The 14,449-nt window shown below is 62.0% G+C and carries 16 protein-coding genes and 1 tRNA gene; all 17 read right to left on the reverse strand.

The features are described 5' to 3' along the window. Nucleotides 1-5: 5 nt before the first annotated feature. The 17 genes from metG to cpaB all read right to left on the reverse strand — a co-directional run bounded on the left by metG (nt 6) and on the right by cpaB (nt 14,198). Complete coding sequence (gene metG, locus DW136_RS00510) at nt 6-1,607, reverse strand: methionine--tRNA ligase (protein ID WP_118288834.1); 1,602 nt, start codon at nt 1,605-1,607, stop codon at nt 6-8. Nucleotides 1,608-1,676: 69 nt separating this feature from the next. Continuing rightward, nucleotides 1,677-2,555 carry a 16S rRNA (cytidine(1402)-2'-O)-methyltransferase gene (gene rsmI / locus DW136_RS00515; RefSeq protein ID WP_117583812.1) on the reverse strand — a complete coding sequence of 293 codons (879 nt, stop codon included), beginning with the start codon at nt 2,553-2,555 and terminating at the stop codon, nt 1,677-1,679. 6 nt (nt 2,556-2,561) lie between these two features. Continuing rightward, entirely contained in the window at nt 2,562-3,623 is a 1,062-nt protein-coding gene (locus tag DW136_RS00520) for a glycoside hydrolase family 5 protein (RefSeq protein ID WP_118288835.1), read from the reverse strand. A 391-nt stretch (nt 3,624-4,014) separates the two neighbouring features. Further along, nucleotides 4,015-4,087: transfer RNA gene (locus DW136_RS00525), tRNA-Phe, on the reverse strand. A 123-nt stretch (nt 4,088-4,210) separates the two neighbouring features. Then, nucleotides 4,211-4,495 carry a ribbon-helix-helix domain-containing protein gene (locus tag DW136_RS00530; RefSeq protein WP_035137167.1) on the reverse strand — a complete coding sequence of 95 codons (285 nt, stop codon included), beginning with the start codon at nt 4,493-4,495 and terminating at the stop codon, nt 4,211-4,213. Between the two features lie 112 nt (nt 4,496-4,607). Then, nucleotides 4,608-4,967 carry a DUF192 domain-containing protein gene (locus tag DW136_RS00535; RefSeq protein ID WP_233546501.1) on the reverse strand — a complete coding sequence of 120 codons (360 nt, stop codon included), beginning with the start codon at nt 4,965-4,967 and terminating at the stop codon, nt 4,608-4,610. Beyond that, on the reverse strand, nt 4,964-5,440 hold the full coding sequence (locus DW136_RS00540; RefSeq protein WP_118066122.1) for a hypothetical protein: 477 nt from the start codon (nt 5,438-5,440) through the stop codon (nt 4,964-4,966). The genes DW136_RS00535 and DW136_RS00540 overlap by 4 nt, the downstream gene beginning before the upstream one ends. Beyond that, nucleotides 5,440-7,500 carry a hypothetical protein gene (locus DW136_RS00545; protein ID WP_118288837.1) on the reverse strand — a complete coding sequence of 687 codons (2,061 nt, stop codon included), beginning with the start codon at nt 7,498-7,500 and terminating at the stop codon, nt 5,440-5,442. Before DW136_RS00545 ends, DW136_RS00540 begins: the two co-directional genes overlap by 1 nt. 64 nt (nt 7,501-7,564) lie before the next feature. Then, nucleotides 7,565-8,101: a TadE/TadG family type IV pilus assembly protein gene (locus DW136_RS00550; RefSeq protein ID WP_089572690.1), complete on the reverse strand. Its 537-nt coding sequence runs from the start codon at nt 8,099-8,101 to the stop codon at nt 7,565-7,567. After that, nucleotides 8,037-8,255 carry a hypothetical protein gene (locus DW136_RS00555; protein ID WP_006235089.1) on the reverse strand — a complete coding sequence of 73 codons (219 nt, stop codon included), beginning with the start codon at nt 8,253-8,255 and terminating at the stop codon, nt 8,037-8,039. Before DW136_RS00555 ends, DW136_RS00550 begins: the two co-directional genes overlap by 65 nt. A gap of 1 nt (nt 8,256) precedes the next feature. Next, nucleotides 8,257-8,820, reverse strand: a complete 564-nt coding sequence (locus DW136_RS00560; protein WP_118288838.1) for a hypothetical protein — start codon at nt 8,818-8,820, stop codon at nt 8,257-8,259. After that, nucleotides 8,784-9,017, reverse strand: a complete 234-nt coding sequence (locus tag DW136_RS00565; protein ID WP_118288839.1) for a Flp family type IVb pilin — start codon at nt 9,015-9,017, stop codon at nt 8,784-8,786. Before DW136_RS00565 ends, DW136_RS00560 begins: the two co-directional genes overlap by 37 nt. A gap of 10 nt (nt 9,018-9,027) precedes the next feature. Beyond that, complete coding sequence (locus tag DW136_RS00570) at nt 9,028-9,669, reverse strand: type II secretion system F family protein (RefSeq protein ID WP_118288840.1); 642 nt, start codon at nt 9,667-9,669, stop codon at nt 9,028-9,030. Continuing rightward, nucleotides 9,666-10,514: a type II secretion system F family protein gene (locus DW136_RS00575; protein WP_233546502.1), complete on the reverse strand. Its 849-nt coding sequence runs from the start codon at nt 10,512-10,514 to the stop codon at nt 9,666-9,668. Before DW136_RS00575 ends, DW136_RS00570 begins: the two co-directional genes overlap by 4 nt. 50 nt (nt 10,515-10,564) lie before the next feature. Further along, nucleotides 10,565-11,893, reverse strand: a complete 1,329-nt coding sequence (locus tag DW136_RS00580; RefSeq protein ID WP_006235095.1) for a CpaF family protein — start codon at nt 11,891-11,893, stop codon at nt 10,565-10,567. After that, nucleotides 11,890-13,539, reverse strand: a complete 1,650-nt coding sequence (locus DW136_RS00585; protein ID WP_118288842.1) for a P-loop NTPase — start codon at nt 13,537-13,539, stop codon at nt 11,890-11,892. The genes DW136_RS00580 and DW136_RS00585 overlap by 4 nt, the downstream gene beginning before the upstream one ends. Then, nucleotides 13,539-14,198: a Flp pilus assembly protein CpaB gene (gene cpaB / locus DW136_RS00590; RefSeq protein ID WP_233541324.1), complete on the reverse strand. Its 660-nt coding sequence runs from the start codon at nt 14,196-14,198 to the stop codon at nt 13,539-13,541. Before cpaB ends, DW136_RS00585 begins: the two co-directional genes overlap by 1 nt. Nucleotides 14,199-14,449 lie beyond the last annotated feature (251 nt).

Raw genomic sequence — 14,449 nt, forward strand, 5'->3', positions numbered from 1 at the left:
GGTCTCTACGCCAGACGCGGGAACAGCGGCTCGCCCTTCTCGACGGGAGCGCCGCCGGCAAGCAGGCCCCAAGCGCAAATGCCCTTGAGGTCGTCGCTTGCGGCCTCGTCCTCGCAGGACAGACGGCGCAGGGCCTCGGCAGAAGTCTGGGGCATGAGCGGCATCAGCAGGTGAGCGGCAATGCGGATGGCCTCGAGCAGGTTGTAGATCACAAACGCGAGCTCATCAGCCTTAGCCTCGTCCTTGGCAAGCGCCCAGGGCTCGGAGTCCTCGATGTAATGGTTGGCGGCGTGGATGAGCTCCATGACCTCGTCCTTGGCTCCACCGTAATCGAGCACGTCCATCTTGGCCATATAGCGCTCGACCAGGCCATCGGCAATCTTTGCCAGCGGATTGTCGAACGCATCGAACGATGCGGGCTTGGCGGGCGCGCAGCCGTCAAAGTACTTGCCGCTCATGTTGAGCGAACGCGAGATAAGGTTGCCCCAGCTGTTGGCCAGGTCGGCGTTGTAGACCTGCTCCATGCGATCGAAGCTGATGGCGCCGTCGGTGCCGGGCACCACGTCGGTCATGAAGTAATAGCGATAGCCCTCGACACCCAGCATGTCGATGACGTCCTGCGGAGCGATGGCGTTGCCGCGGCTCTTGGACATCTTCTCGGCCTTGCCGGTCTCGGCGTTGCGCACGGTCAGGAAGCCGTGGGCAAAGACATGCTCGGGCAGGGCCTCGCCGATGGCCATGAGCATGGCGGGCCAAATGACGCAGTGGAAGCGGATGATGTCCTTACCCACGATGTGGAACTGCGCGGGCCAGCGATAGGCCAGCTCGGCACGGGCCTCGTCGGTGTCGACGCCGTAGCCGACAGCCGTCATATAGTTGAGCAGGGCGTCGAACCACACGTAGGTCACGTGGCCCTCATCAAACGGAACCTGAATGCCCCAGTCAAAGCTCGTGCGGCTCACGGAAAGATCGTTGAGGCCGCCCTCGACAAAGCTGCGCACCTCGTTCATGCGGAACGCAGGCTCGACAAAGTCGGGGTGCTCGTCATAGAGCTTGAGCAGCTTGTCCTGGAAGGCGGAGAGCTTAAAGAAATAAGACTCCTCCTGCACGCGCTCAAGCGGACGGTGACAATCGGGGCACAGGTGCTGACCGACGCTGCCGTACTCCTCGTCACCCTTCTGGACCTGCGTATCGGTGAAGTAGGTCTCGTCAGGCACGCAATACCAACCGTCGTAGCTGCCCTTATACAGGTAGCCGGACTCCTTCATGCGCTCCCACAGGTACTGCACGGCATGATGCTGGCGCGGCTCGGTGGTGCGAATGAAGTCGTCGTTGGAGATCTCGAGCTTGCTCCACAGCTCCTTGAAGTGCGGGGCTTGGCTGTCGGTCCACTCCTGCGGCGTCATGTTGTGCTTGGCTGCGGCCTCGGCGACCTTCTCGCCATGCTCGTCCATGCCGGTCAGGAACTTGACGTTGTAGCCGGCAGAGCGGCGATAACGAGCCTGAACATCGGCGATGATGGTGGAATAAGCCGTACCCAGGTGCGGATCGGCGTTGACGTAGTAGATGGGCGTCGTGATAAAGAACGAAGGCTTGCTTTGATCCATGGGGTTTGTCCTCCAGAAAAACGTTGCATACAGGGGATGATTCTAGCGCAAGGGCTGAATATCCTCCATCTATTGCATATCGAGCACCATGGCATAGACATCGCGCTTGCGGCGCGAATACTTCTGAGACAGGCGCTTGGCCACCGCAGACGCGGGCTCCCCCTCCTCGAGCGCGGCGCGGATATCCTCGCGCAGGGCCTCGTCGGGATCCGCTGCCGTGGCGCCGACCGGCACGATACCGGCCTCCTCATCCTCGCTCGGTGGCGCGATGACCAGCGCAATCTCGCCCTTTACCTCGCCGCGAGCACGCAGCTCCTCGGCAAGCTGGTCAGCGGGCCCGCGCAAGACCTCCTCGTGCAGCTTGGTGAGTTCGCGGCAGACGGCAACCTCACGCTGGGGAAAGACCTCCGCCACGGCCTCGAGCGTCGCCACGATGCGATGTGGAGACTCGTAGAAGATGAGTGCGCCGGGCACCACGGCAAGGCGCTGCAAACGGCGCACACGGTCGCCGTGCTTTCGGCCCAAAAAGCCCTCGAAGAAAAAATGCTCGCAAGGAATACCGGACGAAACGAGCGCCGTGACGCAAGCAGAGGGCCCGGGAATAACCTCGACGGGCACATCGGCCTCACGCGCCGCCTCGACCAGCGCCTGGCCGGGATCGGACACACTCGGCATGCCGGCGTCCGAGGCAAAAGCGAGGGTCTCCCCCGCCAGCAGGCGGTCGACCAGGCCGGCGGCGCGGCTGGCGATCACATTCTCGTCGCAACGGACAAGCGGCTTGGAAATGCCCAGGTGCATCAGCAGCTTTGACGTCACACGCGTGTCTTCGCAGCAAATGGCATCGGCGGCGGCAAACGCCTCGCCAACGCGCGGGGACAGGTCGCCCAAGTTACCGATGGGCGTTCCGACCACATAGAGTTTGCCCGTATGGGCGCTGTTCTGCGTCATATCAACCTATTCAATCATGCCGCGCTCGAGCGTACCGAGCGCCGCGCGGGCGTCCCACGCCGCAATGCGCTTCTCGGTCTTCCACGTTTGGAAGAACCAACCGGCAGCCGGTGCAAACGAAGCCAACTGGTTGGCGATAAACACGCGCTCGTAGGCATTGCGGCCCTCGGGCGTAACCGACGAGTTGGCAAAGATTGCCGCACCCGACCATTCGCCCACCAGCACGGGGAACCCCGTCGAAATCGCCTCTTTGAGCTCGCGCTTGTTACGCGAAATCGCCGTCGTCAGTCCGCGGGGGCTCGTGATGTCGAGCGCATGCTCGTCGCGGTAATGGTACAGGTGAAGGTCCATATAGACGTTCTTGTACTTGGCGCCGCGCATAAAATGCTTCCACTCGCTGGGATACCCCGAAGACGAGAAGACGACGATCTTGTCCTCTGGCATATACGAACGGACGAGCTCATAGGCATCGCGATAGAAGTTGCGCAGGTAGTGAGCCGGAATGCCATCCGTCATGGTAAAGAGGCTCTTGCGGACGCTCATCTGCGGCGTGTCCAGCAGCTCGATGCCCAGCAGGCTCTCGGCCTCGCCGTAACGCTCGGCCAAGCGCTCGAGCACGTCGAGCGCGACATGACGGCCGTTGGTGGACGAATGCCACTCGGCAACAGCCTCCGGCGTGGTGGGCGAATCGTTGGAATCGCCCTGGCCACCTGGCACTGTCGCCAGGTCGAGCAGAACACGGATGTTGTACTTGGCGGCCCACTCAATTGCGCGATCGATGTAGTCGACAACCGAGATGTAGGACGCATCGGACTCCTGCGAGCCGAAGGCATACCAGGGCACCGGCAGACGCACGGCATTGAGGCCAATCTGCGCCATGCGGCGAAAATCGTCCTCGCTCACAAACGTTTCGTAATGACGGCGCATGCGCTCGTTATAGGCGGCGGTGCCCATAGCCTCCTGCAGCTCGGCCGCGTTGGATGCACCGGTCGCTGCATACAGCGACGGGGTCACCCAAGGCTCGGGAATAAACCAGCCAGAGAGATTAACGCCGAGTATCCTCTCCATCACTGCCCCCTTCGAATCATGCAGGTCGAGCCTGCATCGTATTGCATAGGAAAAGTATCGTTTTGAGTATACCCGCGCGTGCGGACAGGCGAGCGAACGGTCTGAAAAGTGGCGCAAAAGCGGGAGGAATGTCTGGGATGCGTTTTCCGCAGAGCCCTCGATAAAAGAAAAGGACCCCTTTGCAGGGGTCCTAGTCAATTCAAGGTGGCGGGGAAGGGAATCGCGTCCGCGCGCTGCGCGGACGGACCGCTGCGGCGCTTGCGCGCCTTGCGAGCTGCGCTGGCAAACGCTTACGCGTTTACTCAGCTCCGCGCCCTCACGGGGTTCGATTCCGTGCAGGAGCCATATAAAAGAAAAGGACCCCTTTGCAGAGGTCCTAGTCAATTCAAGGTGGCGGGGAAGGGAATCGAACCCCTGACACGAGGATTTTCAGTCCTCTGCTCTACCAACTGAGCTACCCAGCCATTTGAGGTGTGCCTTGTTTCAAGGCTTGATTAGTATAACCAAGGACGCGTTCCGGTCAACCGAGAATTTTAAAAAAGTTTTTGAGCACAGCCTCGGTTCTATAAATCGGCACGTCAGAGGCATCAGCCGGCAGCAAGAAGTTTTTCACTCAGAGCCGCACGGGCAAACTCACTTGGCGTCATCCCCTCGGCAGCCGCCCGTCGACGAATGGCCTCCTTCATTCCCAGAGGAATCTTGACCGACAGCGTTGCCGTCCCCTCACCTGAGAGTGGGGGCCGTCCATGCACAATCCCACCAACGGTGTGTTCGCCATCCGGAAACTCTCCGCGCTCGTACGACTCGCACCACGCGTCAATCATTTCATCCGTTACAACCTGACCATTAGCGGCCGTATACGTCTTGCCCATCATCGACCCCTTCCGTCAGGTGCTTTTTGGCGTTGGGATGGATCTCGACATCCATGCATCTCCTCCCCATCTTACCCAATTTCGTATGACGAAAGTCCGCTGTCGCCAATTCTTAAGCCGGCACGCGTTGGAGAGCAGGGGTCGAAACAATGATTGAAGGACGCTCTAGTACGGCCCAGGCGCCGGGGCAGGAGCACATACGCCAGGGACGTACGTTTTCGTAGCATACGAGGACATAGCCACGTGCATCGATAAAGGCGATATCGATGGGATAGGCCATAAAACACGTATGGACCGAAGAGCAGCGTGGAAATGCCATGACGAGCGGCAGACCGTTGGCGGCAACCGGACACCGTCCCAGCATGCCGCGCAGGCGCACGGCAAACGACTCCGCCACCGCAAACTCGGCCGACGTCCAGCCCAGCCTATTGAGTGCCCGCGCGTAGGCGATGTAGGACGAGACCGCGGTCACATGACCACCCCCGGACGCCATGGATCGACCGTCACCGCGCGCTCGTGCGACAACGTTGTCGGCGCCCCCAGCGGAACGCCAGCGATGCTGAGAGAAGTCGGCCACGGCTCATAGTGCATGGTGCAGGTGTAGGTCCTAAACGTACCGGATAGGGAGAGCAGGCCCCCATCCGATGCCTCCGCGCCTTGCTCGCTCGACACTTCGATCTGCAAGTCATAGCCTTCCATGGCATTCAGAATTTGAGTCCGGACCGTCGCCGAGGCATCGACAGAGCTTTCGTCGCCCTCCCCGCTCGGCGCCACGGCGTGCGCCAACACGATGTCGGGCACCACGCGGTCGAAGCGCGCGACAGCGCTGGCATAGATCATGACGTTGTATACGATGAGTGCCAGCACCAGCAAAACGGGCGTAACCACTGTTATCTCCACCGTCGCTTGGGCGCGCTCCTCGCGCAGACGCATGCGGATACTCATTACGACCCACCGCCCAGAGCGCCAACCAGCGTGGCGACATCGACGGTGAGCGGGATGGAGCCGCCGCCGGGCAGAGGAATCTCCGCAAGCGTGAACACCGTACCGCTGATGGTGCGTTCGACTTGATATTCCAACGCCTCGCAAAGCGCCTTGGGATCGGTCACGCCCAACGGAATACTTCGCAGTTTGTCTTGCGCTTGAGAGAGACCAGCAATGTCAGACCCCGGGCTCTTAATGACGTTGGCGGAATCAGTCAGCACCGGCTTTCGCAGGCGCAAGTCGCACGGTTCCAAACCCAGCGCCGCCACGGACGCCGAAACGGTATCGCCGAGCCACGATGCGATGGAGCCCAACGCGCCGCTGCCCCCTCCTAGGCCTTTAATCATCTCGTCCATAAGTTCGTCGGCCGAACCTTGGATGTCTCCGTATCCCACAAGCAGCCGTCCCCAGACATCCATGACGCCATCGAGTACGCCGGCAACGCCACCCGAGCGTTCCTTCAATGTCGAGAAAAATCGCGAAAGCACGTTGTTTTGCGCCGTCGCCTCATCGGGCGCCAGCACCGCGGCAGAGATGGCACCGCGATCGCCAAGCCTGACTGCCGTGTTAAACGAAGAGTTGAGCTCATCGGGGCTCGAGATGGCACCCGAAACCGCAAAGGCAACCACGCCGTTGCGACCGGGCGGAGCGATACGCGGACGCTCGCCCAAAAGCGCTTTAATGGCCTGGTCAAACGCATTGCCCGCACGGTCGGCTTCGTCCTCGGTCTGACGCTCGAGCTCGAGCTCCTTGTTGCGACAGTCGACGTAGTCCTCCAGGGCGTCTTTAAACTTGTCAAAGTGATACTCGAAGCCGTTTTCGATAGAGGTTGAAGGCGCCGCAACAGCACCAAGCGACAAAACGCCAAAATGGCATTTGCTGCATTTATCCTGTCCATCGTAATCGGCAACCGAAGCAAATCCGCTCGGCGTCCCTTTCTTATAGTTAGGGCAGGTCGTCCCGTAATGCAGATACGCCTTGTCATCGTTTACGCTAGTCGGCCACACCGCATCGGTATAGAGTTCCGTCGCCCGAACCTCATCAGAGTTGCGCGGCAGCAGCGGAATATAGGAGGAAACCCTGTCTCCGTTCTCGGTTATATATGCCCGATCGACCTCCGCGTTCGCATAGGTATAAAACGCCTTACGCGCCGCAGACTCTGCCTTCATCTCGACACTCGAGCCGCGGGGCTTCTCATTTGTCAGACGCCAATGGTAGTAGTCCTTCGCGCGATCAAGGGCAACTTGAGGCTCCCACGTAACGCTCGATGAGTAATGCGGATTTTGAACACCGGAAAGATCCGTTAGGCTTTTTGCGCGCTCCCACATACAAGAACAGCTGCCGACCGAGCCCTTGTCAGACCCACCACAATCCGCCAGCCAAGCGCGCTCCTTTGCCTTCGCCGTCTCCTCCGAGGCCTTCCGCAGCTCCTCGGCCGCACGCTCTAAATCATCTGATGTGTCTTTAATGGTATCGGTCGAGATCTCTGACCCTTTGAGCGCAGCAAAGTCCGACTCGGATGTCCTGGGCACGGCAAGCGCCGTACCGGTATAGGTCACACTATCGGTATCCTGCGCCGACACCGCCTGCGTGGCACGCGCGGCGATCAGATACGGCAGAGCCGTCTCGATTTTCTGTAAGCCTTCCGATGCGCTTTTGGCAAACTTGTTGCGCGTTTTAATGATCTCGATCCCGGTGTCGACCATATTGCCGGCAACCGGCTCGGCACCCGGGATGAGGATGGCGACCAGGCCCGTCCCGATCGTGGCAAACCCCGCCAGCCCCAGACTCAAGATACTCGCATCAACCACCGTGGCAGCCGTGTGATAGGACGACACTACGTTGGCACCCGCCAGCGCGCCGCTATCGGCCGCCACCTGGGTGTCCCCGGCACGCGACATGCTCCATATCGCCGCGGTCGACGAAAACAACAATGTGAGCACCACTAGGATGACCACGGCAGAAGAAAGCGTGGTATAGGCGCCGTCTTCGATAAACAGATCGACACCGGCTCGACCCATAAAGCCGCCTCGCTTGCAATGGCAGCTCGGACGGCGCGTCAAAACGCGTCTAGACCAGAAACGCTTAATCCCATGTAGCAATCCACGAATCATAATCTCCCTCCAGCCATTCGGGACGCGATTGATACGAGACATCGACCTTGAGCTCAACGTAGCCGCCCTCGGCGGCACCACCCATAGCCTGCGCAAACGCACCGATCACGGGCAACGGCTTGACCTCGCCGGAAACGGACACGGACGAGACGCCACCCGCACCGGCCCGGCCAAGCTCGATATCCCACGACAGCGGCCCGCCGGCATGAAAGATCGAAACGTTGGGCACTGCGGCAAGCCGGCGGCGGGTGAACTCCTTAAGATCGTCGTCCTCCGCCGTCGTCGTGGTCATGAGCCGCGCGGTCTCGGCGGCGGCAGACTCCATGACCGCGCGCGTATAGAGCAGGCACACCGGTTGCAGTGCGAGAAGGATGAGCGTCAGAAACGTCGGCAGCAAAAAAGCGGCCTCGACCGTAGACTGCGCCCGGTCCTCGCACGCGATATCAATACAACGCGATGTCCTTAGCGCCCGCAGCGGCGTCGATAACCGACATCGAGGCAACGCCATGGGATGCCGCCCGCTCGACCAGCGCCGCCAAGCGCCCATCGGTGCCAGCACGCCAAAGTCCCGCAATCGCCAGCACGATCGATAACAGCGCCACCGTGACGATGGCGTATTCCACGGTCGCTTGGGCAACCTCTTCACGCAGAACGCCATGCATTTCACGATCCCTCCTTTGAGTTCGATGCCTGCGGGCTCAGGCGGATCACGCGCAGACGACACGAAGCATCGCCAGTATCCGCGGCAACCGTCACCATATCGACCCAGCCGCGCCCATCGCGCACGATGGCGCCCCATACGTTGCCCCTAATATCGAGATAGCCGCTCAGGGCGAGCTGGGCCGTTGGCACCTCGCGGTAGGCGCGTAACATATCCGCCGCTGCCTCGGTCATCGGTCGGTCCTCGGACCATGCAAGCCGGACCGCAATCGCGTTGTCCTCAGGCGAATCCGTCGCAGTGCCAGACCGCTTGTCGAGCGTCCGCAGAAAGGTTTGCGCCGTGACAGCGACATCCGAATCGTCCGCATCTCGCATCTCATCTTTTTGAGACGCCACCGCCGAATCTGAGCCCGAATCGAAGGCGGCCCCAGGACGCTGCTGCCGCGCGGCGTTAAGCCCCCAAAGCACCGCCGCTATCGCCACGGTCAGGCAAGCAAACACCAGCAGCACCCCGATGGGGCGCTCGCCCTCTACAGGCTGTTGATGCCCTCGCTGATAGCGTTCCATAGATCTTGGACCTTGCCTTTAAATGCAACGATGGCAATAATCGCGATCACCACAAGCACGCCCACCAAAATGGCGTACTCGGTGGTACCCTGCGCGCTCTCCTCCCGCAACAGCTCCTTGGCATGCTGGCGAGCGCGGATCGCCCGGCAAAAAGCCCAGTTCCAAGCCTTGTCAGCAACTTCGACCATCGTGTTCATGTATTCCTCCCTACATCATCCCGCCTGCTCCCAGCAGCGGGCCCAATATGGACAGAAGCAACGCCGGCAAGATGAGCGTGCCGGTGGGAATCAGCAGCTTGACGGGCGCACGCTCGATCTCACGCTCGACCGCGGCGCGATGAGCCGCACGGATCTCGCGACTTTGAGCAGCCAGCGTCTCGGCCAGCGGAGCGCCCAGGGCAAGCGCCTGCCCCACTGTGATGGCAAAGGTCTCGAGCGCCCTCACGTCCAAATCACGCGCGGCAGCCAACAGCTCGGCCTCGCGCGTCCCCACGCCCACCTGCCATGCCATGCAGGCTCGCTCAAGACGGACGGCCAGCACCGACCGACGATTGGCGCAGAAAATCTCGAGCGCCGCGTCAAACGAAAGGCCGGCAGAAAGCCCCAGGCGCACCACGTCGATCATCTCGGACACCTCACCGAGCGACACCCGCGCCGGGCCGCCCGCCCCAATCGCGTCCTTCACTCGCGCGGTCAGAGCATCGACCACCGAGCGACCCGCGGCAGCGACCAGCACCGCCTCGCGCTTGCAGGCCCCTGCGATCTTGCGTGCATCCGCCCGATCCAAACCCGTCGCGACAAATACACTCAGGGCGCATAGGCAAGCCGCAACTGCAACCGGGGCGCTCATAGCTCCACCCGCATAATGCGCCGGATAACCACCAGGGCAACGGCGTTGAGGGCAAGACCCAGCATCACAGCGCCCGCGCCGGCAGGCATCGCAAGACCGCGACGAAAATCTGCCGAAAGCAGCGCCAACACCGCGCACATGCCCGCCGGCATCGCCGCGACCATATGCGCCGACATGCGAGCCTGCGATGTCTTAACATCCAGGCGGCGCTTGAGCTCAATGCGCTCCCCCACCATGCTCGACGCCTCGGACAGTAAGTCGGCAAGCGGAGCACCGGTGCGCTGAGACACCTTAAGCGCCAAGGTCACAAGCGAAAGGCCGGGAGCGTCGATGCGCACGAGCAAGTCATCGAGCGCGTCGGTCGCCGAGATACCGCAATCGATCGCCGCCGCTACCCGCAAAAACTCGGTATGCACCGGCTCTTGCGCATGAGCGCCCACAAAGCGCATGCCCTGGGCAAGAGAGTGCCCCGAGGCAAGCGACATGGAAAGCGCGGTAAACGCCTCGGGCATGGCCTCTTCTGCATCGTGTTGCTCACGCCGGCTCTCAAAGCCATCCCGGGCGGCGCCAACGGCAAACGGAGCAACAAGTCCCAAGGCAAATCCGAGGGGCGATAACGACACTATCGTTAGTAAAACGCAGCAGACACCGCTCGATAGCAGCAGAAACGCCAAACGCCCCGAAGCATCTTCGATCACGAGGCCAAGTCGATGCGCCGGAGCCAGCGATGCCCATGAACGGGCGATCTTTTTCAGCAGATCGTTTTCTACCAGCTCACGCGGCAGCTTCTCTGCCACCGTCTCGAGCGCCTGACGTGCCAGCTCCGACGGCGGTACCTGCGACACACGAGGTTCCGCCCCGCACGCCGTCGCAACAGAAAACCCTGCCAAACCCCCTACGACGAGGGGCACAGCGACCTCCATTCGTCCACCTCCTCTTGTGTGAGCGTCCCCGACCGCAGGCCTTCTGCAATAAACGGCGGCTCGCGGTCAAGCGTCCAGGTGCGCTCGGCGGCATCGAAAGTCACATAGCGCTCGAGCTCTACGCCGCCCGACGCGGCGCGGCGCACCCCCGAATACGAGGAGACGAAACGCCTGCCATCGGCGTGGCGCTCGGACATCACGATGCCGTCGAGCGCCATGGCAATCTGCTCCTCGATGAGCTCGCTCGGCAGATCGATGCCATAACGTGCAAGCAACGTCAGACGCACCACGGTCTCCTGTTCTGAACCCGCATGAAGTGTGGTGAGCGACCCGTCGTGGCCCGTGTTCATGGCCTGCAGCATGTCGCAGCACTCAGCACCGCGCACCTCGCCCACCACGATGCGGTCGGGGCGCATGCGCAGGGCATTAGTTACCAGGTCGCGGATCGTCACCGCGCCCTCGCCCTCAATTGAAGCCTCGCGCGCCTCTAGGCGCACCACGTGCGGATGATGCGCAAACTTGAGCTCGGCAGAGTCCTCGATCGTCACGATGCGCTCGCCGGTGGAAATCTCGCATGACAACGCGTTGAGCAGGGTGGTCTTACCAGATCCCGTGCCTCCCGCAACCGCCAGGTCCTGTCGCAGCGACACCGCGCACGACAGCAGCTGCGCATACCAAAGCGGCAGCGACCCCAGCCCCACAAGCTCGTCCAGCGAGCAGATGCGGTCCGAGAACTTTCGGATGGTGAGAATCGGTCCGTCAATCGCCACAGGCGGGATCACCGCGTTGACGCGATAGCCCGTTTTGAGGCGGGCGTTGACGATGGGGCTGCGCTCGTCGATACGACGGCCAAGTGGCGAGATGATGCGGTCGATAAGCACACGGATCTGCTCATCATCCTCAAACGCATGCTCGATGGGGTACAAGACGCCGCCACGTTCAAAGAAAGCCGAGCGGCAGCCGTTGATCATGATCTCGGTAACGGTATCGTCCTCGATGAGCGGCTGCAACGGCCCCAAGCCCACCACGTCATCCAAAATCTCGTCGATGATGGTCTCGCGCTCGGGCGTCGCGAGATCGGTCGGCTCCTCAACATTGAGCGCCGCCTCCACCGCGGGACGCAATTCCGAGCGGGCAAGTGCCGGGTCGATATAGGCGCTGATACGCGCCACTTCGTCGTAACCCATGCGGTCCATCACGGCGCGCTTGGTGCGTCGTTTCACCGCGCGGCGACGCCCCGCATCTACAGGCGCTGCCGCCGCTGCAGCGCCGGCAGCCTTAATCCTCGTTTGCAGGCTCATCGCTGATCACCCTCGCGCGACCAGGGAAGGCGAATACGCGGGCGTTCAGTGCGCGCTGCACGGTCGGCGACCATATCGCTCCAAGGGCCGACGGCGCACCCCAGTTCCACGAGCATCTTGCGCGTGGCCTCGCGCACGCTGGTCGCAAAAGCGCTCGTCTGACCCACTGCCTCGTCAGCGCGTCCAAACGCCATGAGCGCGGCGAGATCCTGCCCGCCATCGGCGATACGAATCTTGGAGCTCAACGCACAGGCAATCTCAAAGCGCATGGCGACGTCCTCGTCTGCCCCGCGCGCACCGAACCGGTTGAACACGGCGCTCATGCGCGTGCGCGGCACACCTACTCGACTTGCCAGTTCAATGACGCGCGACGCCGATGTCGCGGACGACACCGCCGCATCGCCAACGACCAGGCAACGGTCGCTCGTTACCACCGCAGCCGCCACGGCGTCGCCCCAAAAGACCGAGGTATCGATAAAGACCACGTCGGATTCGCGACACAGAACATCAAGCAGTAGCTCCACCGGACGTGCCATGAGCTCGGCTTGCTCGGGAGCCGCAACGGGACCCCAGAGCGTAACGCCCGGCGCCACGCGCATCGAAGCGGCTACGATATCCGGCTCGGTGAGCGCGCCCGCCGCCGACGGCTCGATAAGTGTCGCCATATCGCGCGGGGCATCGACGCCTAACAAGTCGTAAAGGTTTCCAAACATCAGGTCCAGGTCGAGCACGGCGGCACGCAAGCCCAACAGCGACGATGTGTGTGCCATGGTGGCAACGATCGTCGACTTGCCGCAACCGCCCGAACCCGAAATGGCGCAGATGACCGGAGCTCGATGCGGCGGAGCGGCAGCGTCTGCCGGCGGCATCGGAGGCGGCGGGGCGGGCGTCGGTGACAGCGTCCCCGTCTCCCCCGCCGCAACCACACGCTGCGTCCAAGCCGGCATGTCAGCCTGTTCGGTCTGCGAAGCAAGCTCGTTCTGCGCAATCTGCTCATGCTGCATCAGCGACAACTCGCCGCACCCGGCAAAGCCCTCAACTTCGTCGAGCTCATCCACCAGATGCACGCCGTGCACGTATCCCATATCTACAGCCGGGGAGTCGCCAGCATGCTGCGCCGGCCCTCCAGCGTCATCGCATACAAGGGGGTTCCGGGGGCGCCGACCATGCTCGGCTTCCGCTTTTCCATAATCATCAACACGCGGGCCTCTTGTAGCGCGAGGCGCCCCGGGTTCCCTATCAACAAAAGCATCGGGCTCAATCGTCATGCGCCGATCGGAATCAACCGCTCCCTCGCCCGCGCGCCCGTTGCCGCATATACTGTGCGCAGCGATGACCTCGGTCGCCCCCGCGCGAAACAACCCCTCGATATCCGACGGATCGAGCGCTTCTATCAACACGACCACGCGACTCACGCGGCCTTCGGCCGTCAGGCGCGCAACAGTCTTGCGCACATCTTCGGCATCAAACAGAGACGCCGCGATGATGGCAGCCCCGCGGCGCGACGGAAACGCCCGCGCCATGGAAACCAGCCCGTCCAGATCACCCACGCGAAGCACCTGTGCGCCCGCATCACGACCCTCGACTTCCCGCTGCAACAGCCCGTAATCGCCGCACGCGCAGCACGCAAGCCAGATCGCCTTCATCACTCGTCGCCTCCGCTCTTTTTACCGCGCGCCGTGGCGGGAATCGTCAAGCTGACCGTTCCCTTGCCCGAGGCACCCAACAGTTCCTTGACGTCTTCGGGGTCAGCCGCCAGCGTCACCCATTCGATCTTGCCCTCGCGCGTGGCACCGGAATCCTCACTGGTATCGATCACGTGCGCGCCGCACAGCCGATCGGTTACGCCGTCTTTTTGCACATACACATCCACGTAGCTGCCCACGCCCGTAGCACCGCCGACCGAGTGCTCGGCATCGACCGCCACCGAAACGGCAACCTTGCCCTTAGGCACCTCGAGCTTGTGATTCTCGGCCTTGGTGTAGACATTGCAGATCACGGCGTTTTTGGGAATACGCGAAGTCGTCACGTCGCCGCGCACCTGGCGCAGCTCGGTCGCCGCGTCACGCGGCAGCAGGCTCGTCAGCCATTCCTGGGTTATGACATTGGTCTCATCGAGGGTCTCGCCCACATCGATATCGCGCGCCGCGACGCATACCTCGACGCGATCGCCACCGTACTTGGCCAAGGTCTCAGCCTGGACCTGTTCGGCTTGCGAGCGGATCGACGAGCCGTAAACCATGCAGAGCAGAGCAGCGAGCACGCCCGCGACCAGACTGATGGCGATGCGCTTGCTCTTGTTCACGGCCGCTCCTCTCATGGCAGTGCCGGGCGAATGCCCGTACCACCATTGTCTGGGCGGTCAGAGTGCAAAGCGGCGCAATCGCGATCTTGGTTTTCGATGTCAAACCAATCGCTGACCAAAAACTGACCAGCCCGTCAAGCTCGTGGCAAGGTTTTGGTCAGCACGTCAGCAAACTGCATGTTTCGAGGCTTTTCCACAGCAAAAAAGCCGTCTCCCGAACAGTTGGGAGACGGCAGTCATAGGAAAAATCA

This window comes from Collinsella sp. AM12-1, assembly GCF_003472325.1.
In the GTDB taxonomy this organism is placed as follows: Bacteria; Actinomycetota; Coriobacteriia; order Coriobacteriales; family Coriobacteriaceae; genus Collinsella.

Excerpts from the sequence above, each read along its gene's own strand:
- DW136_RS00560 (WP_118288838.1), bottom strand. The coding sequence starts at position 8,820 with ATGGAACGCTATCAGCGAGGGCATCAACAGCCTGTAGAGGGCGAGCGC.
- DW136_RS00585 (WP_118288842.1), bottom strand. The coding sequence starts at position 13,539 with ATGAAGGCGATCTGGCTTGCGTGCTGCGCGTGCGGCGATTACGGGCTG.
- DW136_RS00545 (WP_118288837.1), bottom strand. The coding sequence starts at position 7,500 with ATGGGTCGAGCCGGTGTCGATCTGTTTATCGAAGACGGCGCCTATACC.
- DW136_RS00555 (WP_006235089.1), bottom strand. The coding sequence starts at position 8,255 with ATGCATGGCGTTCTGCGTGAAGAGGTTGCCCAAGCGACCGTGGAATAC.
- DW136_RS00520 (WP_118288835.1), bottom strand. The coding sequence starts at position 3,623 with ATGGAGAGGATACTCGGCGTTAATCTCTCTGGCTGGTTTATTCCCGAG.
- DW136_RS00550 (WP_089572690.1), bottom strand. The coding sequence starts at position 8,101 with ATGGCGTTGCCTCGATGTCGGTTATCGACGCCGCTGCGGGCGCTAAGG.
- rsmI (WP_117583812.1), bottom strand. The coding sequence starts at position 2,555 with ATGACGCAGAACAGCGCCCATACGGGCAAACTCTATGTGGTCGGAACG.
- metG (WP_118288834.1), bottom strand. The coding sequence starts at position 1,607 with ATGGATCAAAGCAAGCCTTCGTTCTTTATCACGACGCCCATCTACTAC.
- DW136_RS00580 (WP_006235095.1), bottom strand. The coding sequence starts at position 11,893 with ATGAGCCTGCAAACGAGGATTAAGGCTGCCGGCGCTGCAGCGGCGGCA.
- DW136_RS00540 (WP_118066122.1), bottom strand. The coding sequence starts at position 5,440 with ATGAGTATCCGCATGCGTCTGCGCGAGGAGCGCGCCCAAGCGACGGTG.
- DW136_RS00570 (WP_118288840.1), bottom strand. The coding sequence starts at position 9,669 with ATGAGCGCCCCGGTTGCAGTTGCGGCTTGCCTATGCGCCCTGAGTGTA.
- DW136_RS00530 (WP_035137167.1), bottom strand. The coding sequence starts at position 4,495 with ATGGGCAAGACGTATACGGCCGCTAATGGTCAGGTTGTAACGGATGAA.
- DW136_RS00565 (WP_118288839.1), bottom strand. The coding sequence starts at position 9,017 with ATGAACACGATGGTCGAAGTTGCTGACAAGGCTTGGAACTGGGCTTTT.